The organism is Glycomyces albidus (genome assembly GCF_009451885.1).
GTDB classification, from domain to species: Bacteria; Actinomycetota; Actinomycetes; order Mycobacteriales; family Micromonosporaceae; genus Glycomyces; species Glycomyces albidus.
Window position 1 is genome coordinate 230313 of sequence record NZ_WIAO01000003.1, and the last position, 21681, is coordinate 251993.

At 72.4% G+C, this 21681-nt stretch carries 18 protein-coding genes and 1 riboswitch; of the genes, 11 read left to right on the top strand and 7 right to left on the bottom strand.

Going from position 1 to position 21681, the window contains the following annotated elements:
• Nucleotides 1–95: 95 nt before the first annotated feature.
• Nucleotides 96–2276, top strand: a complete 2181-nt coding sequence (locus tag GFD30_RS04440; protein WP_153023998.1) for an acyltransferase family protein — start codon at nt 96–98, stop codon at nt 2274–2276.
• 105 nt (nt 2277–2381) lie between these two features.
• Entirely contained in the window at nt 2382–3569 is a 1188-nt protein-coding gene (locus GFD30_RS04445) for a sulfotransferase family protein (RefSeq protein ID WP_153023999.1), read from the top strand.
• Nucleotides 3570–3580: 11 nt separating this feature from the next.
• Here GFD30_RS04445 and GFD30_RS04450 read toward each other — a convergent pair whose 3' ends face one another.
• The gene (locus GFD30_RS04450; protein WP_322632933.1) at nt 3581–4090 is read right to left on the bottom strand and encodes a GNAT family N-acetyltransferase; all 510 of its coding nucleotides are present in this window, start codon (nt 4088–4090) and stop codon (nt 3581–3583) included.
• Between the two features lie 205 nt (nt 4091–4295).
• Here GFD30_RS04450 and GFD30_RS04455 point away from each other — a divergent pair, with 205 nt between their 5' ends.
• The 3 genes from GFD30_RS04455 to GFD30_RS04465 all read left to right on the top strand — a co-directional run bounded on the left by GFD30_RS04455 (nt 4296) and on the right by GFD30_RS04465 (nt 7030).
• Nucleotides 4296–5189, top strand: coding sequence for a hypothetical protein (locus tag GFD30_RS04455; RefSeq protein ID WP_153024001.1), 894 nt, complete (start codon nt 4296–4298; stop codon nt 5187–5189).
• A complete protein-coding gene (locus tag GFD30_RS04460; protein WP_153024002.1) occupies nt 5186–6733 on the top strand; it encodes a type 1 periplasmic-binding domain-containing protein in 1548 nt (515 codons plus the stop codon). The genes GFD30_RS04455 and GFD30_RS04460 overlap by 4 nt, the downstream gene beginning before the upstream one ends.
• A 69-nt stretch (nt 6734–6802) precedes the next feature.
• On the top strand, nt 6803–7030 hold the full coding sequence (locus GFD30_RS04465) for a CsbD family protein (protein WP_153024003.1): 228 nt from the start codon (nt 6803–6805) through the stop codon (nt 7028–7030).
• 99 nt (nt 7031–7129) lie between these two features.
• Here the strand turns inward: GFD30_RS04465 and GFD30_RS04470 are convergent, their stop codons facing one another.
• The 3 genes from GFD30_RS04470 to GFD30_RS04480 all read right to left on the bottom strand — a co-directional run bounded on the left by GFD30_RS04470 (nt 7130) and on the right by GFD30_RS04480 (nt 12196).
• Entirely contained in the window at nt 7130–8191 is a 1062-nt protein-coding gene (locus GFD30_RS04470; protein WP_322632934.1) for a LacI family DNA-binding transcriptional regulator, read from the bottom strand.
• A 105-nt stretch (nt 8192–8296) separates the two neighbouring features.
• Nucleotides 8297–11209, bottom strand: a complete 2913-nt coding sequence (locus GFD30_RS04475; protein ID WP_153024004.1) for a glycoside hydrolase family 2 TIM barrel-domain containing protein — start codon at nt 11207–11209, stop codon at nt 8297–8299.
• A 369-nt stretch (nt 11210–11578) separates the two neighbouring features.
• Nucleotides 11579–12196 carry a hypothetical protein gene (locus GFD30_RS04480; RefSeq protein WP_153024005.1) on the bottom strand — a complete coding sequence of 206 codons (618 nt, stop codon included), beginning with the start codon at nt 12194–12196 and terminating at the stop codon, nt 11579–11581.
• A 195-nt stretch (nt 12197–12391) separates the two neighbouring features.
• Between GFD30_RS04480 and GFD30_RS04485 the strand changes: the two genes are divergently transcribed.
• A complete protein-coding gene (locus tag GFD30_RS04485; RefSeq protein WP_153024006.1) occupies nt 12392–13327 on the top strand; it encodes a DMT family transporter in 936 nt (311 codons plus the stop codon).
• Between the two features lie 39 nt (nt 13328–13366).
• Here GFD30_RS04485 and GFD30_RS04490 read toward each other — a convergent pair whose 3' ends face one another.
• Nucleotides 13367–13924: a hypothetical protein gene (locus GFD30_RS04490; protein WP_153024007.1), complete on the bottom strand. Its 558-nt coding sequence runs from the start codon at nt 13922–13924 to the stop codon at nt 13367–13369.
• A 246-nt stretch (nt 13925–14170) separates the two neighbouring features.
• On the opposite strand from GFD30_RS04490, the gene GFD30_RS04495 reads away from it, so the two are divergent.
• Both GFD30_RS04495 and GFD30_RS04500 read left to right on the top strand, forming a co-directional pair.
• Complete coding sequence (locus GFD30_RS04495) at nt 14171–14953, top strand: SGNH/GDSL hydrolase family protein (RefSeq protein ID WP_153024008.1); 783 nt, start codon at nt 14171–14173, stop codon at nt 14951–14953.
• A gap of 189 nt (nt 14954–15142) precedes the next feature.
• Entirely contained in the window at nt 15143–15922 is a 780-nt protein-coding gene (locus GFD30_RS04500) for an SGNH/GDSL hydrolase family protein (RefSeq protein ID WP_153024009.1), read from the top strand.
• 64 nt (nt 15923–15986) lie between these two features.
• On the opposite strand, the gene GFD30_RS04505 is transcribed toward GFD30_RS04500, so the two are convergent.
• Entirely contained in the window at nt 15987–18101 is a 2115-nt protein-coding gene (locus GFD30_RS04505; RefSeq protein ID WP_153024010.1) for a RecQ family ATP-dependent DNA helicase, read from the bottom strand.
• Nucleotides 18102–18156: 55 nt separating this feature from the next.
• On the opposite strand from GFD30_RS04505, the gene GFD30_RS04510 reads away from it, so the two are divergent.
• Nucleotides 18157–18753, top strand: coding sequence for a DUF1349 domain-containing protein (locus tag GFD30_RS04510; protein ID WP_153024011.1), 597 nt, complete (start codon nt 18157–18159; stop codon nt 18751–18753).
• Nucleotides 18754–18990: 237 nt separating this feature from the next.
• Here GFD30_RS04510 and GFD30_RS04515 read toward each other — a convergent pair whose 3' ends face one another.
• Nucleotides 18991–19362 (bottom strand): MGMT family protein, encoded by a 372-nt coding sequence (locus tag GFD30_RS04515; protein ID WP_153024012.1) that lies wholly within the window; start codon nt 19360–19362, stop codon nt 18991–18993.
• 123 nt (nt 19363–19485) lie between these two features.
• Nucleotides 19486–19588: riboswitch (TPP riboswitch) on the top strand.
• Nucleotides 19589–19626: 38 nt separating this feature from the next.
• Between GFD30_RS04515 and GFD30_RS04520 the strand changes: the two genes are divergently transcribed.
• Both GFD30_RS04520 and GFD30_RS04525 read left to right on the top strand, forming a co-directional pair.
• On the top strand, nt 19627–20232 hold the full coding sequence (locus tag GFD30_RS04520; RefSeq protein ID WP_153024013.1) for an ECF transporter S component: 606 nt from the start codon (nt 19627–19629) through the stop codon (nt 20230–20232).
• 4 nt (nt 20233–20236) lie between these two features.
• A complete protein-coding gene (locus GFD30_RS04525; RefSeq protein ID WP_322632935.1) occupies nt 20237–21676 on the top strand; it encodes an ABC transporter ATP-binding protein in 1440 nt (479 codons plus the stop codon).
• Nucleotides 21677–21681: the final 5 nt, after the last annotated feature.

Here is a 21681-nt window from a genome sequence, read left to right on the forward strand (position 1 = left end):
GTCGGCGTTCGTCCCCGGTACCGACCCCCATCGTCCGCGCCGGTCTTGCCCGACCGGCGAGTCCCTGCCCGGAGCACATTGCGGAGACCGAATAGATGCGTCTGACCAACGCGGAGCCAACGGCGACGCCCTCGGGCGGAGCCCCCATACAGGAAGCGGCCGACCCACCGGCCGCGCGAGCGAAGACCCCCAGTGCGCGCCCCAGCCACTGGAGACCGGACATCGAGGGCCTCAGGGCCCTGGCCGTCGGCGCCGTCATCGCGGCGCACATCGGCTTCCCTTACGCAGCGGGCGGTTTCACCGGCGTCGACGTCTTCTTCGTCATCTCCGGCTTCCTCATCACCTCCCTGCTGCTGCGCGAGATGGACCGGACCGGCCGGATCTCGATCGCCGGCTTCTACGCCCGCCGCGCCGTGCGCCTGCTGCCCGCCGCCGCCATCGTCCTCGCCGCGACGCTCGCGGCGGCCTGGATGTGGCTGCCGCGCACCCGCCTGCCCGACATCGCCACCGACGCCGCGGCCGCCGCGCTCAACGTCGTCAACATCCGCCTCGCCCGCGAAGGCACCGACTACCTCAACGCCGACGCCGCCCCCTCACCGCTCCAGCACTTCTGGTCCCTCGCGGTCGAGGAGCAGTTCTACATCGTCTGGCCGCTGCTGCTGCTCGCGGTCGCCCTCCTCGCCCGCCGCATCTGGGGCGGGCGCTTCGCGAACGCCGGCCACCTGCGCCGGCGCCGCACCGCCCTCGTCGCGATCGTCCTGATCGCCGTCGGCGCCGGCTCGCTCTACCTCAGCGCCACGCGGTCCGACCCCGACCCCGTCTGGTCCTACTTCGGCATCCACACGCGCGCATGGGAACTCGCCGCCGGCGCGGGCGTCGCCGTGGCCGCGGACCGCCTGCGCCGGCTCCCGGCCTGGGCCGCCGCGCCGCTCTCGTGGGCCGGCCTCGGCCTCGTCGTCGCCTCCGTGCTCCTCATCGACGAGCGCACCACCTTCCCCGGCACCGCCGCGGCCCTCCCCGTCGCCGGCACCGCGCTCGTCATCGCCGCCGGCTGCGCCCCGCACCGCTTCGGCGCCACCGCCCTCCTCGGCATCGCACCGGCCCAGTACGTCGGGAAGATCTCCTACGGCCTGTACCTGTGGCACTGGCCGCTGATCATGATCGGCCCCGCGATCCTCGGCCTCGGCGAGCCGCGCCTGCGCCACTACCTGCTGCTCATGGCCGCCGCGTTCATCCTCGCCGTCGTCACGTTCCATTTGGTGGAGAACCCGATCCGCACCCGCCGCTCGCTCGTCCAGGTGCCCTCGCGGGCGCTCGCCATGGGCGGCGGGCTCATCACCGCCGCGCTGGCCCTGTCGATCCTGGCCTCGCTCCAGCCGATGCCGGTCGCCTCCAACGAGGAGGCCGCCGAGATCACCGGCAACGACTCGACCGTGTGGGAGCTCCTCGACGACTCCTCCGACGTCGACACCGTCCCGGTGAACCTCACCCCGTCCATCGAGGACGCCACCTTGGACACGCCGGCGCTGTACGAGGACGGCTGCCAGGTCGACCGCGACGACCCGAACGTGAACGAGGACTGCTGGTACGGCGACCCCGACGGCGAGAAGACCGTCGTCCTGTTCGGCGACTCCCATGCCGCCCAGTGGTTCCCGGCGCTCAACCAGGTCGCCGAGGCGTCGGGCTGGCGGCTGCTGGTCATGACCAAGTCGAACTGCTCGGTCCCCGAGGTCGACACGTACGACCCGGTCCTCGAGCGCGAGTACACCGAGTGCCCCGAGTGGAAGGACGGCGTCTTCGACCTGCTCGAGGAGGTCGAGCCCGACGTGGTCGTCGCGACCGCGCTCGACGAGAAGGAGATCATCGCCGACGACCCCGCCCAGGCGTGGACGGACGGCTGGGTCGCGTCGGTCGAACGCCTCCAGGACACCGGCGCCGAGGTCTACTACCTCGCCGACTCTCCCGACGTCGGCAACAACGTCCCCGACTGCCTCGGCAGCAACCCCCAGAACGCCAGCGTCTGCGTCGGCGACCTCGACGAGTCCGTCATCGATCCCGAACGGCGCGAGGCGACCATCGAGGCGGTCGCCGACGCCGGCGCCGAAGTGGTCGACCCGATCCCGTGGCTCTGCGACGTCGAGCAGGGCACCTGCCCGGTCGTCGTCGGCAACCTCCTGGTCTACCGCGACTCCAACCACTTGACCGCCCGCTTCGTCGCCGAACTCATCCCGCAGCTCGCGACCGCGATCCCGCTCGAACCCGCCCAGTCGCAGTAACAAACTGCACAGACAGGTCCCCGAGGTGAGCCTGCAGCCGGAACCGGCTGTAGGCTCACCTCATTTCCTCAGCGGCACAGTGCAAGTGGCACATAAGGAGTCACCATGGAGCGCGTCGCGCCCTGGCTCAGGGCCGTCAACACGGTCTTCACCCCCGCCATCGCCGGCCGGCGCAAGAAGGTCGACCGCCTCATCGAGCGGGCCGTCCGCGAAGCCGAGGGCCGCACCGGATCCACCGCCCACGGCGAAGAACACTTCGTCGAAGACCTGCGCTTCCTCCTGCGCTCCTACGCCGACACCCCCGGGCTCACCCCGCTCGGCTGGATCGGCGCCGTCCAGGAGATCACCGACCGCCTCGAGAACCGCCTGCGCATCCGCAAACTCCACGCCCTCAACCCCGAGATCGCCGACGAGCGGATCGACCGGCCGATCATCGTCACCGGCGTCCCCCGCACCGGCACCGCCGTCCTCCAGCGCCTCCTCGCCGCCCCCGCCGGCCACCGCGCGCCCCTGCTCCACGAGCTGATGCACCCCGGCCTCCCGGGCACCCCCGACGAGGACCGCCGCCGCCGCGCCGAACGCGCCGTCGAGGCCGTGCAGCGGGCCATCCCCAGCTTCAGCGGCATCTACGACATGCACCCCGACCGGCCCGACTCGTGCGTGTGGGTCCTCCCGCACGGCATCGGGCACCTCGTCCGCGTCCACCCGCCCGGCTACGTCCAGTGGATGCTCGACCGCGACTACACCCCCGACTACCGCTACCTCAAGGAGACGCTCCAGGTCCTCCAGCACGGCGCCGCCCGCCGCCGCTGGGTCCTGCGCGCCCCCGCGCACCTGTGGAACCTCGGCGCCCTCATGAAGACCTTCCCGGACGCCCAGGTCGTGTGGACCCACCGCGACCCGGCCGTCGCACTCGCCTCCCTGTGCTCGATGACCGAGACCGCCATGGCCCTCAACACCACCGAGGCCGACCCGAAGGACATCGGCCGCATGTGGCTGGGGCTGCTGGCCACCGGCGTCGACCGCGCCCGCACCGAACGCTCCCGGCTCCCCGCCTACACCGTCGTCGACGTGCCCTACCGGCACCTCACCGGCGAAGCGCGCCACCAGGTCCCGGCGCTCTTCGAGCGCCTCGGCCTCCGATGGGGACCGGACGAGCGCGCCGCCCTCGAGTCCGCGCTCGCCTCACGCCCCCGCGACCACCGCTACGACCTCGCCCGCTACGGGCTCGGCAGCGCCGAAGTCGACCACGCGCTGGCCGACTACAAGCGCATCTACGGCGCCTTCCTGTAGCGGTCGGTCCGCTACAGCGCCAAGGCGAACGCCTGCAGCCGCACGCCGGGCAGCGGCTCCCAGTCCAGCGCCGGCTCGCGCTCGAACCCGAGCCGCCGGTAGATCCGGTGCGCGGTCGTCATGGTCTCCTGCGAGCACAGCACGATCCGCTTGGTCCCCGGCTCCGCGCGGGCCCGCTCGACGCACGCGGCGGCGAGCGCCGAACCGGCGCCGCGCCCGTGCGCGGCCGGGTCGACCGCGAGCATCCGGATCTCGGCGTCGCCCTCGCCGCCGAGCTCCATCAGCGGGCTGCCCGGGAACGCGACGGTGACGCCGCCGAGGAGCCGGTCGCCGTCGACGGCGACGAGCACCGTCGCGTTCGCGGCGCGTTCGGCCACGTCCCGCAGGTGCGGCACGTAGTCGTCCTCGAGGCCGCCGATGAGGAACCCGCCGGTGTCGTACGAGCGGACGGTCAGCTCGCCGAGCGCGTCGTATTCGCTCGGAAGCACTTCACGGATCTGGAGCACGCTGTCTGAGGTCACCCCGCGATTGTGCCGCGCGGGACCGCCACCGCACCATCGGTCGACCGACCGGGTGGTGAACCGGAACCCAACCCCCCGAACCGATACCGTGAACAACCGGTCACCGGTCCCGCCGCGAGTGAACTAGGATGCACCTCACAGGACGCAGCGTCGCGTCGCCTGTGCGATCCCCGCGCCGAGTCCGCCACCCCGACAGGACACCCCTATGCCCACCGACGACACCACCGCCGCGATCCGGGAGCTGCGCGACCAGCTCACCGCCCGCAAACCCGGCGAACCACCGCCGAAGGTCCTCGCCTTCCCCGAGCGCACCGACCTCCTGCGCGACTTCCACGACAAGCTCAGGCGCCGCGCACCCGTCGCGCTCATCAACTGCCAGGAGTTCACCGAAGACCCCGTCCCCGACCTCCTCACCGAGATCAAGCGCCAGCTCATGCAGCGCTGCGAGCCCTACCCCCGGCTCCAGTTCCGCCGCCTCGAGTTCGCGCTCGCCGTCATCGAGCAGTCGATCAACTTCAGGAACCACCGGGCCGCCCAGCGCCAGATCAAGCAGGCCGCCAAATCCACGTTCGCCCCGAACCCGGTCTCGAACACCGCCGTCGCCGAGGGCGGCGCCGTCCTCGGCCAGGTCGCGCCCGGCGCCGGCGGCATCCCCGCACTCCTCGCCGGGCTCTACCAGGCGCGCTTCCCCACCCTCTACAGCTTCTACAAATGGTTCGGCCACCGCGACATCGGCGCCCTCGACGAACCCCTCGACTACCTCGCCAACCTCAACCTCTGGGCCCACCCCCGCGTCACCGGCCCCGCCCGCGACGTCGAACTGCGCCGACGCGACCGCGCCCTCATCGCCGCGTTCCTCGGCGACCTCCGCTTCGCCTACGGCCGCGGCCGCCTCGCGAAGCAGCAGTGGTACTCCTGCGTCGCCCTGCTGCGCAACGCCGACGCCCACGCCGGCAGGTCCTTCGTCGCCCGGCTCACCGAGGTCACCGACCGGCTCGACCGCGCCGAAGTCGACCCCGCCCCGTTCCTGGCCGTCACCGACGGCGAACCGCTCGAACCCGCACCCGACGACCACCCGCGAGAGGAGCGGCCGCGATGATCGACATCGAGGCGTCGGAGGACGACGACCACATCGACGCCAGCCCCGGCGCCAAGTGGTGGCGCCGGCACCTGCGCCGCCGGCGCCGCATCGCCCTCTGGACCACGATCGCCCTCGCCGCGACCGCCCTCGGCATCGGCGCCCAATGGGCCTACCCGCGGCTCCAATGCGGCCTCGGCGATCTCCAGATCCGCATGATCGACCGCGAGTGCATCGGCGTCACCGACGGCAGCTTCGTCTTCCAGCCCCAGTTCACCGAGGTCCAGGAGAACATCAAAGCCGAGAACGACTGGGCCGCAGCCCAAGCGGAAGCCGAAGACCTCCCACTGGTGCGCATCGCCCTGCTCACCACCCTCACCACCACCGACGACAGCGCCATGAGCGCCGACAAGATCCAGAGCGCCCTCGAAGGCGCCTACGTCGCCCTCCACCGCGCCAACCACACCCGCGAACTCGGCGACCCCCAGCCGTACATCCAGCTCTACCTCGCCAACGAAGGCGCCCGCCAGACCCACTGGGAGGTCGCCGTCGACCAGATCGAAGACCTCCTCGACGACGAGGTCCCGCTCGTCGCCGTCATCGGCCAGGGCGTCAGCAGCGACGCCACCGTCGCCGCCGCCGAACGCCTGTCCGACCTCGGCGTCCCCATGGTCACCGGCGTCACCACCGCCGACGGCATCGACCACGCCCACATCGACGGCCTCGTCCGCACCGCCCCCAGCAACACCGACTTCGCCGTCGCCCTCCGCCGCCACCTCGACGCCCGCGGCGACCTCGACTCGGCGATCCTGGTCTACGACAGCACCACACAGGACCGCTACACCACCACCCTCCGCACCGCCTACGAGACCGAACTCGGCACCTACCTCGACGGCGCCGACCAGCCGTTCCCCGGCCGCTCTATCGAGACCGGCGGACCCGAGGTCTTCGACCCCATCGTCCGCAACATCTGCGCCGCCGAGGCCGACACGGTCCTCTTCGCCGGACGCGAACCCGACCTGCGCGTCTTCCTCGAAGCCCTCAGCATCCGCGCCTGCCGCGAGGAGCAGCCCCTCGCGATCCTCTTCGGCGTCACCGGCACCGACCTTCAGCACGACACCGAGACCCTCGACCACATCCGGGACGGCAACCTCGAGGTCCGCTACGCGGCCGGCTCCGACCCCGGCTGGGCCTCCGGCGCGGTCCCCGCACCGGAGGGCTTCGCGGCCTTCCACGAGCACTTCCGCACCCTCGTCAGCCGCGACGCCGCCGCCCTCTCCGACGGCTACGCGGTGACCTACCACGACGCGCTGGCGACGGCGATCGGCGCGGTCCGGATCACGAACCAGGGCGAGGCCGAGGCGCCGCCGCGCGAGGACGTGCGCGAGCACCTGCTGCTGCTCAACAGCGAGCAGGTGGTGCGCGGCGCGACGGGCACGCTGAGCTTCTCCAGCGACCGGTCGGGCAACCCGGGCGGCAAATGGGTCCCGGTCGTGCCCTTGCCCTACCCCGACGATCCGACTGAACTCGCAGGTCAGAGCACCTATGTCACGCCCACGGCGTGAGGGCCGTGCATGAACCGCCGCTGAAGGGGTAACCCCCGGTCGACGCGCACCAAAGGAGGTTCGGAAACCATGGGTGCTTTCGACAAGGCCAAGGACAAGGGCGAGCAGATGAAGGGTCGCGCCAAGGAGCAGTGGGGCGACGCCACCGACAACGAGACGCTCGAGAACGAGGGTCGCGGTGATGAGCTCAAGGGCAAGGCGAAGGAGAAGTGGCACGACCTCAAGGAAGAGGGCAGTGACAAGCTCCACGACGCCAAAGAGCGCATGACCGGCCGCGGCGGGGAAGAACGCCGCTGACGGAGACGGCAAGGGGCCGGGACGTGATCGTCCCGGCCCCTCGTGTGCCCGTTCCCGCGGGCCCTGTATCGCGGCCCCTCGTACGTTCCGCCCGTGCCGTCAGCGGCGCCGCGGCGGGGCCACCGTCTCGCGGACCACGATGTGCGTCCCGAGGACGACCCGGTCGTCCAGCTCCGGGCCCCGGTGCAGGGCCAGCCGGACGGCCTCGCGGCCGAGCTGCTCGTGCGGCACGTGGACCGTGGTCAGTGCGGGCGTCAGGTCCGAGGCGAGCGGGATGTCGTCGAACCCGACGACCGACATGTCCTCGGGGACGCTCACGCCCGCTTCGCGCAGCGCCTTCAGCACGCCCGCCGCGACCATGTCGGTCGCGGCGAAGACCGCGGTGACGTCGTCGCGTTCGGCGAGCAGCCTGCGGGTGAGCTCGTGGCCGCTGGCCTTGCTGAAGCTGCCCGGCAGGATGAGCGACTCGTCGACCTCGACGCCGTGGTCGGCGTGCGCCCGCTTGAACCCGCGGATGCGCTCGTCCGTGGTCGTCAAGCCCTCGCCGAACCCCATGTAGCAGATCCGGCGGTGCCCGGCCGACAGCAGGTGCGAGGTCATCGCGTATGCCCCGCCCTCGTTGTCGTAGTGGACGACCGTGGCCGGCACGTCGTCGCCGGGGGAGGGCCGCCCGCACAGCACCAGCCGCGAACCGGACCGGTCCAGCGCGGTCGCGAAGTACCGCATCCGCTCCTGGTAGTGCTCGTTGTCCCATCCGCCGCCGACGACGATGACGGCCTCGGCGTGCTGCTCCCGCATGAGTTCCACGACGGCGAGTTCCCGCTCGGGGTCGCCGTGCGTGGTGCACAGCAGGCACAGCCGCCCTTCGGAGGCCGCCTGCTGCTCGACGCCGCGCGCGATGTACGCGTAGAAGGGCCCCGTCACGTCGTCCACGACGAACGCGACGGTCTTCGTCGTCGCGCCCGCCAGCGCCCGGGCGTGAGCGTTCACCACGTAGTCGAGTTCGCGCATGGCGCGCAGCACCTTCGAGCGGGTCGCGGGCGCCACCGGGTAGTTCCCGGCGAGGACCCGCGAGACCGTCGGCACCGAGACGCCGGCGCGGGCGGCCACGTCCCGGATCGTCGGGCGCTTGCCGACCTCGGCATTCGACTTCTTGGGCACAGGGGTCCTTCTCTCACCGGTTGGGATGCGACGGGTCCGCACTCAGGGTAGTTCACACCGTGGACACCCGATGCGCGCGAACCCGTCGCCCCGGCGGCCCCGACCTCACTCGCTCGTTTCGAATCCCAGCGTGAACGCGGTCGCGCGCGGCAGCAGGCGGTGCTCGGGGAGCACGCCGGGTCCGCATGCGGCCGAGCCCATGCCCTGGAGTCCCGCGTCGAGGTTGATGTACAGGCGGTCGCGTTCGACCAGGTCGCTGCGGTGCCTGGCGGCCTCCAGGTCCTCGCTCGTCCACGGCCGCACCGTGAACGCGAAGTGCGGGGCCCCCAGGAACCGCAGTGTCCGGCCGCCGCCCGAGAGGCTCGCCCAGCGCACGTCGATGCGCGAGCCGTTCTCCTGCGGGAACACGTACGGGGTCTGGAGGTCGAGCACAGTGGACGTGAACCGGCCGATGCGGGCGGCCTCGCGCGTGTCGGCGTACGCCTCGCCGGGGCCGCCGCCGAACCACGACACGGCGTCGAGGTCCTTCGGGACCGCGGCGCGCACGCCCAGGCGGGGCAGCGGGAAGTCCCACTCGCCTTCGGGGTTCACCTCGACGGTGAGCCAGAGCCGGCCGTCGGCGAACCGCCACCGGTAGACCGCGCCCATGCCGATCTCGGCGCCGGCCGCGGCGACGCGGGTGGCGACGGTGAGGCCGTCGCCCGCGGCGTCGATCCCGAGGACCTTGTGCTCGAGGCGGTGCAGGGCCGCGGACATGTCCTTCCACTTGTCGGCCAGGGGCGCGTTCCACGACCGCAGGTCGTTGTCCGTCGGGGCCCGCCACAGGTCCAGGCGCGGCCCGTCGAGTTCGAGGCCGCCGATGGCGGTCAGGCGGCCGAGCGCGTCGAATGTGGCGTTCCCGAGCCGGTAGCCCGAGTCCGCGGCCTCGGCGGCCGCAGCGCCGGCCGGGGCGGGAGCGGCGACGGCTGCGGCCAGCCGTCCTTGGCCCCAGGCGATCTCGTGCCCGGCCTCGGCCCACGGCTCGTCCTTGGCGAGGACGGCGCGGACGGTGAGCCAGCGCTCGCCCTTCGGTTCGCCGAGTTCGGCGACGGCGGGCGGGAACGGCACGATCGCGGCGTTGCCGGGGTCGATCGCGGGGAGGTCGAGGCGCCCTTCGTGCTCGGTGTCGCCGTCGTCCTCGACGGCCCACGCGAACTCGAGGTCGCCGGTGTCGGCGAAGTCGCGGAGGTTCTCGACGGTGATGCGGCGGGAGCCGGCGTCGACGCCGATGCGGACCGGTTCGACGACCTTCTTGAACTCGAGGAGGCCGGGGGAGGGTTCGCGGTCGGGGAAGACGAGGCCGTCGACGACGAAGTTGCCGTCGTGGACGGGTTCGCCGAAGTCGCCGCCGTAGGCGAACCATTCGCGGCCGTCGGTGTGCCGGCGGACGCCGTGGTCGATCCACTCCCAGACGAACCCGCCCTGGCAGCGCTCGTGCTGCTCGAACAGGCGCTGGTACTCGCTCATGCCGCCGGGGCCGTTGCCCATGGCGTGCGCGTACTCGCAGAGGATGAACGGGAGGTTCCGCCGGTGGGTGTCGAGCGCGGGGTCCTTGGTGGACTCCTCGGTGCGGTGGCCGATGCGGTCGGTCTCGGCGTGGTCGGCGTACATGCGCGAGTACACGTCGACGTAGCCGGAGTCCCAGTCGCCTTCGTAGTGGACTGGCCGGCCGGGGTCGCGATCTTTGGCCCACGCGGACATGGCCGCGAGGTTCTGGCCGGTGTGGCTCTCGTTGCCGAGGGACCACATGATGATGCTCGGATGGTTCTTGTCGCGCTCCACGGTGCGGCGCATCCGGTCGAGGTACGCCTCGCGCCACATGGGGACGTCGCTGGGGTTGTCGCGCCACTCGTAGAAGACGAATCCGTGGGTTTCGAGGTCGCATTCGTCGATGACCCACAGGCCGAGCTCGTCGCACAGGTCCAGGAAGCGCCGGTCGGGCGGGTAGTGGCTGGTGCGGACGGCGTTGACGTTGTGCCGCTTCATGAGTTCGACGTCGAGGCGCATCGCCTCGACCGACAGCGTCCGGCCGGTGTCGGGGTCCCATTCGTGGCGGTTGACGCCTCGTAGGAGGGTCCGCTTGCCGTTGACCTTGAGGACGCCGCCTTCGACCGTGACGGTCCGGAATCCGATCCGCAAGTTCACGCGCTCGCTCGCGGTGGCGACGACGGCGTCGTACAGGCGCGGGGTCTCGGCGGTCCACGGCTCGACCGGGGCGCTCGCGGTCTCGCCTGCGGCGATGTCGATGCCGAGCTCGGGCACGGTGACGCGGGCGCCTTCGGGGGCGTCGACCGTGAGGGTGCCGCGGCCGGTCCGGTGGTCGTAGTCGGCGTGGGCGAACACGTCCTCGATGCCGCCTTCAGGACGGTGCAGGAGCGTGACGGGCCGGAAGATGCCCGAGAGCCACCACATGTCCTGGTCTTCGAGGTAGGACGCGGAGGACCACTGGTGGACGCGGACGGCGAGCAGGTTCTCGCCGGGCTCGAGGTGCTCGGTGGCGTCGAACTCGGTGGGCAGGCGCGAGCCCTTCCCGTCGCCCAGGCGCACCCCGTTGACCCACACCGCGAAGCAGGAGTCGACCCCTTCGAAGCGGAGGACGGTGCGGCCGCCGGCGGGCCAGTCGGCCGGGAGGGTGAACGTCCGCCGGTACTCGCCGGTGGGGTTCGCATCCGGCACCCGGGGCGGGTCGACCGGGAAGGGGTACACGACGTTCGTGTACTGCGGCTTCCCGTACGGGGCGTCGCCGTCGAGGTCGTGCATCTGCCACATCGACGGGACGTTGACCCAGTCCCAGGCGTCGTCGTCGAAGGCGGGGTCCTCGAAGCCGTCGGTGGTGTCGTGGAGTCCGGCGCCCAGCCGGAATCGCCAGTCGCGGTCGAGGTGGAGTGCGGCGGCGTCGGAGGCCAGCGCCGCTCGCGGATCGCGTCGCCCGCTGCCGGGGCTAACGCTTTCCACATAGGAGAAATCGGTTCGGCTCATGAGCCAGGGTTCCCTTTCCGTTCAGCGATCCGCCCGGCGGCGGCGCCGCTCGGCCGGGTCCGCCCGCCGCCGCGCCGCGGCGGCGGATCGGCCCGCCCTGGGGCGCCGGTCCACCGGACTGCCAGCCCTCCCGTCGAGCTGCCGCGCAAGAGCGCGACCGCCTCGTCTCGGTTCGACGGGAGGGGCCCGACCATTGTCCGCCATCGTTCCGGCGGGCCGATCGGGCCCGGTCCGGCGTCGCACATGCCGGACCACTCGCATAGATACCGCTTTCTATCCTAGGGGTGCCGCCCGCGCCCCGAAACCAGGGCCCCAACCCGACCCGGGGCCGCCGATCGCCGACATCGAGCCGACGCCGACCCCCGCCGACTACCCGATCGGAACCAGGGCCGAGGTGATCAGCACCGCGCCCTCAGGGAACCGCTCCGCCGCATACGCCTCCAACTCCGGCGTCGCCAGCAGCGCGTGTATCAGCACCACGCTGTGCGCCTCGTCGACCCGAGCCCAGTACAAGAGCCCCGGGAACGCCGCCGTGACCTCGTTCGCCAACGCCTCCAGCTCCTCCACCGGCAGCACCTCCGCCGGCTCGGGGAACTCCGGCTCCTCGGGCAGCAGATGCGGATAGTCCGCCATGTCGACCTCCGCCTTCGACACCGGGTCTTCGGTGAGCACCAGCGACTCCCCGTCGAACACACCCGTCACGATGTAATCGCCCCACCGGACCCCGTGCAGCGTCTCGTGCTCCACCGACTCCCAGTCCCAGCCCGACACCGGAATGCCCCCGCATATAGGCGGGATCGACGCCGTCGCCATCCCGCACAGCTCCGGCACGTCCGCGTCCGCCTTCTGCAGCACCGTCAGCCCACCCTGGTAGACCACCGCGTCCTCGGCCACCGCCGTCACCGCGCCGTCCGAGGCCCCGCTCGCGCCGCCGGCTTCGTCCGCGCCGCCGTCACCGCAGGCCGCGAGGGCGAGCACCGCCGCCACCGCCACCCACCCCCGTCGCATCACATGTCCGCTCATGCCGGTTCGACGCCGCACCGCGGCCCCCGGTTCCCAGTCGATTCACAGATGCCCGGAGTCGCACCCCAGTGCTAGGTTTTCCCGGGTGCGACCCGCGCCCGAGCCCGGAGCCCGCCACCCAGCGGCGCCCCACCCGCCCACCCACAGGAGCCATCGCCCATGAGCGAGCGATTCAACACCCGCGCGGCGATCGCCGTCGGCATCACCGTCCTCTGCTGGGCCTCGGCGTTCGTCTCCATTCGGGACGCCGGCCGCCACCTCGACCCCGGCCCGCTCACCCTCGGCCGCGCCGCCGTCGCCGCCGTGGTCCTCCTCGCCGTCTGGGCCGTCCGCCGCGAAGGACTCCCCGGCCGGCGCGCCTGGCCCGGCATCGCCACCGCCGGCGTCCTCTGGTTCGGCGTCTACATGGTCGCCCTCAACTGGGGCGAGCAGCTCGTCGACGCCGGCACCGCCGCGCTCATCGTCAACATCGGACCCATCCTCATCGCCCTCCTCGGCGGCTGGATCCTCAAGGAGGGCTTCCCGCCCCGGCTGTTCCTCGGCATCGCCGTCGCCTTCGCCGGCGTCGCCCTGGTGAGCCTCTCCATGTCCCGCGACAGCGCCGCCTCCGTCCTCGGCGTCCTCCTGTGCCTGGTCTCGGCCATCACCTACGCCGTCAGCGTCGTCGTCCAGAAACCCACGCTCCAGCACTGCTCCTCGCTCCAGTTCACCGCCTTCGGCAACGCCATCGCCGCGGTCCTGTGCCTGCCGTTCGCGCCCCAGCTCTTCTCGCAGCTCGGCGACGCCCCCGCCTCCGCGACGCTGCACGTCCTCTACCTCGGCCTGTTCCCGACCGCGCTGGCGTTCCTCACCTGGGGTTACGCGCTGCGGTACACGACGGCCGGGAAGATGGGCGCCACCACGTACGTCGTCCCCGCGATCGTGGTCGTCATGTCCTGGCTGCTCCTCGGCGAGGTCCCCACCTGGCTCACCCTCGCCGGCGGCGCCGTCGCCCTGGTGGGCGTCGCGATCTCCCGCTCGAGCGGCCGCGCGGGCAGGAAGGCGGCCCCGCCCGCCGCGCCGGCGGAGGAAGTCGCGCCGACCGCCACGTCGTAGCGACAGAGCCGGGCCGACCCCGGCCCGGCCATGCCGACGCTAGGCCAAGCGCTCGGCGAGGCGCTCGAGCCGGTCCTTCCATGCGGCCTTGGCCGCCGCCGCGGCCTCGGCCGAGTCGAGCTTCGCGATCTCGACCTGCACCGCGGTCCGATCCTCGCCCTTCGGGGAGAGGTTCGCGTACACCTGGCTGCCGTCCGAGGCGTCGAACCGCACCGACTTCGGCGGCGACGCGCTGCGCTGCGACAGCTCGAGGCCGCCCAGCCACGCCGCCTGGTGCTCGGGATCGGCGAGCTGCTCGAAGGCCGCTCCGACCGCGACGGGCACGGTCTTCGACGCGGTGGCGCTGAAGGTCCCGTCCGGGCGCTGGCCCGGCTCGCGCATGCCCCGCTCCTGCTCGTACCCGACGGTGATCGACTGCGCCCACCACCCGTCGATCTCGAACTCGTCCACCAGCATCCGCGCGATCGCCGTGTGGTCGAGCGCCGCCGCGCCCCGCTCGTCGAGCAGGGCCAGCCACGTCTTCCAGTCCGCGCCCGTGCCCTCGATGAGGGCCTGGTCGGACATGCTCTCCCGCCGCCGCGCCGTCGATTCGCCCATGGACCCAGCCTAGGCCCGCAGCGCCGTCCGGGCGTCCGCTTCGCGACGCCGTGATGCGCGACTTCCTCGCGTTTTCAGGTGCTCGGGCGGTGTCATACCCCCACGGTACACTTGTCGCCAGGGGTCCCTTAAGAGCGGAAATATCGCGATATAAGGTGATTCTTCCGTAAAACCCGGAATTTACGGTGATTCGTACAGACAGGGCAATACAGTTCCATCTCGTACCGACTTGGAACGGAGCCCGAAATGAACCCTGTGCGTCAGGCGGCGACGGCGTTGGCCGCGTCCGCCGCTCTCGTCCTGATCCCCGCCGCCGCCGAAGCGAAGCCGCCGACCGCGTATGCGGCCCTCGGCGACTCGTACTCCTCCGGCACCGGCGCCGGCCGGTACTTCGACGACGAGTGCCTCCGCTCCGATCTCGCCTACCCCCGACTGCTCGCCGACCGGCTCGGCGCCGACCTGGCCTTCGCGGCGTGCTCGGGCGCGACCACCGCCGACCTCCTCGCCGAGCAGCTCGGAGCGCTGGACAGCGCCACCGATCTCGTCACCGTCACCGTCGGCGGCAACGACATCGGCTGGGCGGAGGCCCTTACGGCCTGCATCACCCCGCTCGCCGACTGCACCGACGAGATCGAGGCCTCCGAGGGGCTCATCCGGAACGAGCTGCCCGGCCTCCTCGACGACACCTACAGTGCGATCGCCGACCGGGCCCCCAACGCGGAGGTCCTCGTCATCGGCTACCCGCGCCTGTTCAACGAGCAGCGCACCTGCGGCGCCCTCGACCAGCCCACCGTCGAGGAGCAGATTCGCATGAACCAGGGCGCCGACCTCCTCGCCGGCGTCCTCTCCGACGCCGCCGCCCGGCACGACTTCACCTATGTGGACGTCCGCGGGTACTTCGCCGGCCACGCCGTGTGCGACTTCGAGCCCTACCTGCACGCTCTGCGCCTCCCGACCGTGGAGTCCTACCACCCGAACGCCCTCGGACACGCCAACGGCTACCTCCCGGCCGTCGCCGACGCGGTGTGAGTTCCCGCGTGCCGGGGCGGAGCACCGCCCCGGCACGCCTGCGCCTCAAGCACACCCGCCCCGGCCGCCGCCACCCTCAGAACGAGATGTGTAAATTTCCCGATTTATCAGCATGAAAGGGTTCCGTGCAAGTTACCGGCGAGTTCACAATATGGGGCAAGTCTTCCCCCGACTCGCGAAGGAACCCCCATGGACCGACTCCGACGATCAGCGACGACCGCGATCGCCGCCCTCGCCGCGCTCCTCGTCATTCCCGCTGCGGCCCAAGCCCAGCAGACCGAGTACGTCGCCCTCGGCGACTCCTACTCCTCCGGCTCGGGCGCCGGCCCCTACACCGATGCGGCCTGCCAGCGCTCGAACAAGGCCCACCCCGCTCTCCTCGCCGCGGAGCTCGGCGCCGAGTTCACCTTCGTCGCCTGCGGCGGAGCGACCACCGCAGACGTCCTCGCCGAACAGGTCCAGGCCCTCGACGCGGGCACCGACCTCGTCACGATCGGCGTGGGCGGCAACGACATCGGCTGGTCCGACGCCGTGATCGCCTGCATCACCCCGTTCCAGAACTGCACGCCCGCCATCGAGGAGGCCGAGCGGCGGGCGACCGAGGAGCTGCCGGCCCGGCTCGACGCCGTCTACACCGAGATCGAGACGCGCGCCCCCGACGCCGAGGTCTACGTGACCGGCTACCCGCGGCTCTTCGCCGCCCGCAACGCCTGCGACGCCCTGGGGTCGATCAGCATCGCCGAGCAGATCCGCATGAACCAGGGCGCCGACCTGCTCTCCGGGGTCATCCAGGCCGCCGCGGAGAGCCACGGGTTCACCTATGTGGACGTGCGGGACGAGTTCGCGGGCCACGAGATCTGCTCCAGGACCCCCTGGCTGCACGGCTTCACGATCTTCGACGTCCCCTACCACCCGAACGCCGCCGGCCACAGCTCCGGCTACTACCCCGCCCTGCTCGGCGCGCTCTGACCGCGCACGAGCGGCGGCCCGGCGGCTCAGCCCGCCGGGCCGCCGACGGGCTTCGAGACCGCCGTCACGCCTGGAGCGCGAGCGTCAGCGGATGGACCGCCGTGGCACCCGCCTCGCGCAGCCGCATGGCGGCCACGGTCGCCGTCCAGCCGCTGTCGCGCACGTCGTCGACGAGCAGCACGCTCACCGCCGGCACCGGGAAGTCCACAGTGAACGCGTCCAGGACCTGGTGCAGCCGCTGGGCGCTGTTGGCCCGGTGCGCGCCGGAGACCGCGCCCGGGGTCCGCCCGAGCGCGCCGAGGTACTCCATGCGGCCGAGCCGCGCGATCCGCTCGGCGAGGCCGTCCACCAGGCGCGGGCGCGAGAGCGAACCGGTCGAGACCACCGCCGAGGGCCGCTCGGACCAGTCCCACGCGGCCAGGACCTTGACGACGGCGCCGAAGACGTCGTCGGGCACGTCCCGGTCGACCCCGTCGCCCAGGAGCGCGCGCAGCGGCCCGCCCCAGCCGATGTCCGACAGCCGCGCGAGCGCCCGCCCCGGCTCTGCGCCCAGCTCGGGCGCGATCTTGCCCTTCAAGTCCACGCCGAGCGCCTGCATCCCCGTGGGCCACATGCGCTTCGGCTCGACCGTGACGCCCGGTTTCGACAGTGCCGCGGCCGCGTCCTCGGCCGCCTCCGCGGCGACCTTCACCTCGATGCGGGTGCCGGTGCAGTTGTCGCAGCGCCCGCACGGCGCGGCCTCGGCGTCGTCGAGCTCGGCGCGCAGGAACTCCAGCCGGCACCGGTCGGTCGCCTCGTACGCGAGCATCCGCTGCTGCTCGTGCCGGCGGGCGGCGGCGACCTTCGCGTACCGCTCGGCGTCGTAGGTCCACGGCATGCCCGTGGCCTCCCACCCGCCCTTGACCCGGCGCACCGCGCCGTCCACGTCCAGGACCTTCAGCATCATCTCGAGCCTGGTGCGCCGCAGGTCGACCCGGGTCTCCAGGGCCGCGGTGGACAGGGCCCGGCCCTCGGCGGCCAGCACGTCGAGCGTGCGGCGCACCGCCTCTTCGGACGGGAACGACAGCGACCCGAAGTAGTCCCAGATCGCGCGGTCCTCGGCCCCCGGCAGCAGCACCACCTCGGCGCGGTCGCGGGCGCGCCCGGCGCGGCCGATCTGCTGGTAGTACGCCACCGGCGACGACGGCGCTCCCAAGTGGACGACGAAGCCGAGGTCGGGCTTGTCGAAGCCCATACCGAGCGCGCTGGTGGCCACGAGCGCCTTGATGCGGTCGTTCAGCAGGTCGTCCTCGCGCGCGAGGCGCTCGGCGTTGTCGGTGCGGCCGGTGTAGGAGGCGACGGCGTGGCCACGGCCCGACAGGTAGTCGCTGACCTCCTCGGCGGCGGCCACGGTGAGCGTGTAGACGATCCCGGAGCCGTCGAAGCGCGTGAGGGCCTCGTCGAGCCAGGCGAGGCGGTGGGCGTTGTCCGGGAGATCGGCCACGGACAGGTGCAGCGACTCGCGGTCGAGGGTGCCGCGCAGGACCAGTGTGGGGGTGCCGGGCCGGTCGAGCTGCTCGGCGACGTCGTCGGAGACGCGGGCGTTCGCGGTGGCGGTGGTGGCCAGGACCGGGACGCGTTCGGGCAGGTCGTCGATGAACGTCGCGATGCGGCGGTAGTCGGGCCGGAAGTCGTGGCCCCAGTCGGAGATGCAGTGGGCCTCGTCGACGACGAGCATCCCGCATCCGGCGGCGAGCTTGGGGAGCTGGTAGTCGCGAAAGGACGGGTTGTTGAGCCGCTCGGGGCTGATGAGGAGCACGTCGACCGCGTCCTCGGCGATCGCCTCGGCGATGGCGTCCCAGTCCTCGGGGTTGGCGGAGTTGATGGTGCGGGCCCGGATGCCGGCGCGCTCGGCGGCCTCGATCTGGTTGCGCATGAGCGCGAGCAGCGGCGAGACGATGACCGTGGGGCCGGCGCCGCGGCGCCGCAGCAGCGCCGTGGAGGTGAAGTAGACGGCGGACTTGCCGAACCCGGTGCGCTGCACCAGCAGGACGCGGCGCCCCGGCTCCTCCGGCCCGCCCGTGCAGAGCGCTTCGATCGCCCGCCACTGGTCGTCGCGCAGGCGCGCGTGCTCGCCCGCGAGGGCGCGCAGCAGCGCCTCGGCCTCGTCCCTGAGCGTCTCCGTGGTGCTTCCCGCCATGGGCACTGTTCTACAGCACTGGTGTGACAGCGGCGCCGCCGCTAGGCTCGGACCGATGCACACCGACGCACCGATCGAAGTCCCATGGAAGTCCGGCGCCTGGACGGCGCTGCCGGTCGCGGCCGAAGAGGCCGGCGGGCGGCTGCGCGTCACCGCGGCCGAGGGCAGCGACGCCTGGCGGCACACCGCCTACGGGTTCGTCCACGACAGCGAGCACGCCCTCTTGGAGGCGTGGAATCCGGAGCAGGCGGTGGAGGTGAGCTTCATCGCGGCCTTCGACGCGCAGTTCGACCAGGCCGGTCTCTTCATCCGCCTCGACGCCGAGCGCTGGGTGAAGACCGGTCTCGAATTCGCCGACGGCGCGCTCCAGCTCGGCGCCGTCGTCACCAACGGCCGCTCGGACTGGTCGACCGCGCCGGTGCCCGAATGGGCCGGCAGGGAGGTGACGATCCGCGCCTCCCGCTTCAACGACGCGGTCGTCATCCGCGCCCGCGCGGGGGAGGACGACCCGTGGCGCCTCGTGCGCCTCGCCCCGCTCGACCCGGACGCGCCCGCCGAGGCCGGGCCGTTCTGCTGCGCGCCTTCCCGGGCGGGCCTCACTGTCGAGTTCACGTCGTGGCGCCTGACCGAACCAGACGCGGACCTGCACTGACGGTCGCCGCAGCGGACGCGGCGCCGATCACGGCACCGATCACGGGGCCGCTGTTCGGGATCCGGTGCAGGGCGGCGAGTCAACGGGCGCGCCTTAGCCGACTCGTCTTCGGGCGGACGGTGGCGTTCCCGGCTCGGGTGAGTCCCGCTCGCGTTCGCTGCGGTGCAGTGATGTCGGACCCCAGGTGTACTTTTGCGCCAGGGGTCCCTTAAGCCGGAAATATCATGATTTAGGCCGTTAATCCCGGTCATCTGTTTCGGCGGGTGCCGCTCCGTCCAGCTCGGCGGCAAGGAGTTTCAGGTCGTAGACCGACATCCGCTGGGCCTGGTCGGCGCGGCCTTTCGTGTTCACCCTCACGCCGTCCTCGCGGAGCAGGTCGGGCACGTCCCTGCCGGAGCGGCCGTCGGACCACCGGAACCCCTCCGAGACCGTGCCGCCCGCGGTCAGCACCCGGTAGGCGCGGGTCACGTCGCCGTCGCGCATGTACGCGCCGACCTGGCGCGGGCCGGTGCCGATGAGCTCGGCGAGATCGCCGTACGAGGTCCACGTGCCGTCCGGCAGCGCCTCCACGACCCGCTTCACCAGGTCCCAATCCTGCTCAGTCGTCATGCCCGCGAGCCTAACCGGCACCCCGGACGCCCCCGCCCGGCGGCGGCCCGACCAGTCCCCGCGGCGGGCCGGGCCACTGGCCCGGCCGCGCCCGGCTACGAACGCGGCACCAGGTGTTAACGTCGAAGCCGACAGGGGAGCCGATTGGCTGAGAGTGCGGAACCGACCGCAGACCCTCACACCTGATCCGGGTAATACCGGCGTAGGAAGTCGTCGTGTGCCGCTGTCGCGCCGTGTCCCTCGATGCACTTGAAAGGCAAGCCCATGCCTACCGACAGCACCGCTCCGGCCGCCCCCGGCCGCTGGCGCACCGTCGACATCCTCACCTGCGCCGTCCTCGCCGTCGCCTTCGGCGTCGTCTTCTGGGCCTGGAACTTCGTCTGGGCCGGCCTGGACCCCGTCCTCGCGTTCCTGCCCCCGCTCAAGGGCATCCTCTACGGCGTCTGGCTCATCCCCGCCGTCCTCGCCCCGCTCATCGTCCGCCGCGTCGGCGCCGGCCTCCTCACCGAAGCCCTCGCCGCCACCGTCTCCGCCCTCCTCGGCTCCGTGTGGGGCGTCCTCGTCATCTACCAGGGTCTCCTCCAGGGCCTCGGCGGCGAGATCGCATTCGCCGCCGGACGCTACCGCCGCTTCGGCACCGCCACCGCCGTCGCCGCCGGCGCGCTCGCCTGCGTCGCCGCCACCCTCTTCGACGTCGTCGTCTGGTACCCCGACACCGCTCTCTGGGCGTTCAAGATCCCCTACATCGCCTTCGCCGCCCTCTCCGGCGCGATCGTCGCCGGCCTCGGCTCCAAGGCGCTCGTCGCCGCCATGCTGCCCACCGGCGTCCTCGACCGGTTCCCCGCCGGGCGCGAGCGGGCCCGGATCTGACCCCGTGATCCCGGTCGAGTTCCGCGGCTACGCCTGGCGCCACGCCGGACGGCGAGCCCAGGCCGTCACGGGCGTCGACCTGCGCGTCGAGCCCGGCGAGCGGGTGCTCCTGCTCGGCCCCTCCGGGTCGGGCAAGTCCACCCTGCTCGCCGCGCTCGCCGGGCTCCTCACCGAGGACGCCGGCGACCAGGACGGCGAGGTCCTCCTCGACGGCAAGTCCGCCGCCGACCAGCGCGGCCGCGTCGGCATCCTCTTCCAGGACCCGGAGACGCAGCTCGTCATGGCCCGCGCCGGCGACGACGTCGCCTTCGGACTCGAGAACCAGGCCGTCCCCCGCGGCGAGATCTGGCCCCGCGTCCACGACGCCCTCCGCGCCGTCGGCTTCCCCTACGGACCCGACCGGGACACGCACGCCCTCTCCGGCGGCGAGCAGCAGCGCCTCGCCCTCGCCGGCGTCCTCGCCCGTCGCCCCGAGCTGATCCTCCTCGACGAACCCACCGCGAACCTCGACCCCGAAGGCGCCCAAGGCGTCCGCGACGCTCTCCGGGCCGCGCTGGCCGAGACGGACGCGACTCTCATCGTCGTCGAGCACCGCGTCGCCGACATCCTCGACCTCGTCGACCGCGTCATCGCCCTCGGCCCCGGCGGCACGCCCATCGCCGACGGCCCCGCCGCACGCGTCCTCGCCGACCACGGCGACGCGCTCGCCGCCCAAGGCGTCTGGGTGCCCGGCGCGCCGCTGCCGCACCGTCCCGGCGGCACCCCCGGCGACACCGCCCTGCGCGGAGACGGCCTCGCGCTCACCTACCCGGGGGCGGCCCGGCCCGCCCTCGACGGCGTCACCTTCGAACTGCGACAAGGCGAACTGCTCGCCGTCACCGGCCCCAACGGCTCCGGAAAGTCCACACTGGCGCTCCTCGCCGGAGGACTCGCCAAGCCCGACGCCGGGACCGCGACCGTCCCGGGGGAGCGCCGTCCCCTGCACCGGCTCCCCGCGCGGCGGCTCGCCACTCGCGTCGGGTCGGTCTTCCAGGACCCCGAGCACCAGTTCGTCACCGCCACCGTCCGCGACGAACTCGCCTTCGGCTCCAAGCAGGCCGGATGGCCGAAGGACCGCATCGACGCCCGCGTCGCCGAACTCCTCGACCGCCTCCGCCTCGCCCCGCTCGCCGAAGCCAACCCGCACACCCTCTCCGGCGGCGAGGCCCGCCGCCTCTCGGTCGCCGGCGCCCTCGCCGCCGCTCCGGGCGTGCTCCTCCTGGACGAACCCACCTTCGGCCAGGACCGCCGCACCTGGGGCGAACTCGTCGACCTCACCGCCGACATCCGCGACGAGGGCACCGCGCTCCTCGCCGTCACCCACGACCGCGACTTCGCGGCGGCACTCGGCGCACGAGAACTCGCCCTGGAGAACGGGCGCACCGCAGGGGAGGTCCCGTGTTGAGCCCA

Excerpts from the sequence above, each read along its gene's own strand:
- GFD30_RS04440 (WP_153023998.1), top strand. The coding sequence starts at position 96 with ATGCGTCTGACCAACGCGGAGCCAACGGCGACGCCCTCGGGCGGAGCC.
- GFD30_RS04445 (WP_153023999.1), top strand. The coding sequence starts at position 2,382 with ATGGAGCGCGTCGCGCCCTGGCTCAGGGCCGTCAACACGGTCTTCACC.
- GFD30_RS04455 (WP_153024001.1), top strand. The coding sequence starts at position 4,296 with ATGCCCACCGACGACACCACCGCCGCGATCCGGGAGCTGCGCGACCAG.
- GFD30_RS04460 (WP_153024002.1), top strand. The coding sequence starts at position 5,186 with ATGATCGACATCGAGGCGTCGGAGGACGACGACCACATCGACGCCAGC.
- GFD30_RS04465 (WP_153024003.1), top strand. The coding sequence starts at position 6,803 with ATGGGTGCTTTCGACAAGGCCAAGGACAAGGGCGAGCAGATGAAGGGT.
- GFD30_RS04475 (WP_153024004.1), bottom strand. The coding sequence starts at position 11,209 with ATGAGCCGAACCGATTTCTCCTATGTGGAAAGCGTTAGCCCCGGCAGC.
- GFD30_RS04485 (WP_153024006.1), top strand. The coding sequence starts at position 12,392 with ATGAGCGAGCGATTCAACACCCGCGCGGCGATCGCCGTCGGCATCACC.
- GFD30_RS04490 (WP_153024007.1), bottom strand. The coding sequence starts at position 13,924 with ATGGGCGAATCGACGGCGCGGCGGCGGGAGAGCATGTCCGACCAGGCC.
- GFD30_RS04495 (WP_153024008.1), top strand. The coding sequence starts at position 14,171 with ATGAACCCTGTGCGTCAGGCGGCGACGGCGTTGGCCGCGTCCGCCGCT.
- GFD30_RS04500 (WP_153024009.1), top strand. The coding sequence starts at position 15,143 with ATGGACCGACTCCGACGATCAGCGACGACCGCGATCGCCGCCCTCGCC.
- GFD30_RS04505 (WP_153024010.1), bottom strand. The coding sequence starts at position 18,101 with ATGGCGGGAAGCACCACGGAGACGCTCAGGGACGAGGCCGAGGCGCTG.
- GFD30_RS04510 (WP_153024011.1), top strand. The coding sequence starts at position 18,157 with ATGCACACCGACGCACCGATCGAAGTCCCATGGAAGTCCGGCGCCTGG.
- GFD30_RS04515 (WP_153024012.1), bottom strand. The coding sequence starts at position 19,362 with ATGACGACTGAGCAGGATTGGGACCTGGTGAAGCGGGTCGTGGAGGCG.
- GFD30_RS04520 (WP_153024013.1), top strand. The coding sequence starts at position 19,627 with ATGCCTACCGACAGCACCGCTCCGGCCGCCCCCGGCCGCTGGCGCACC.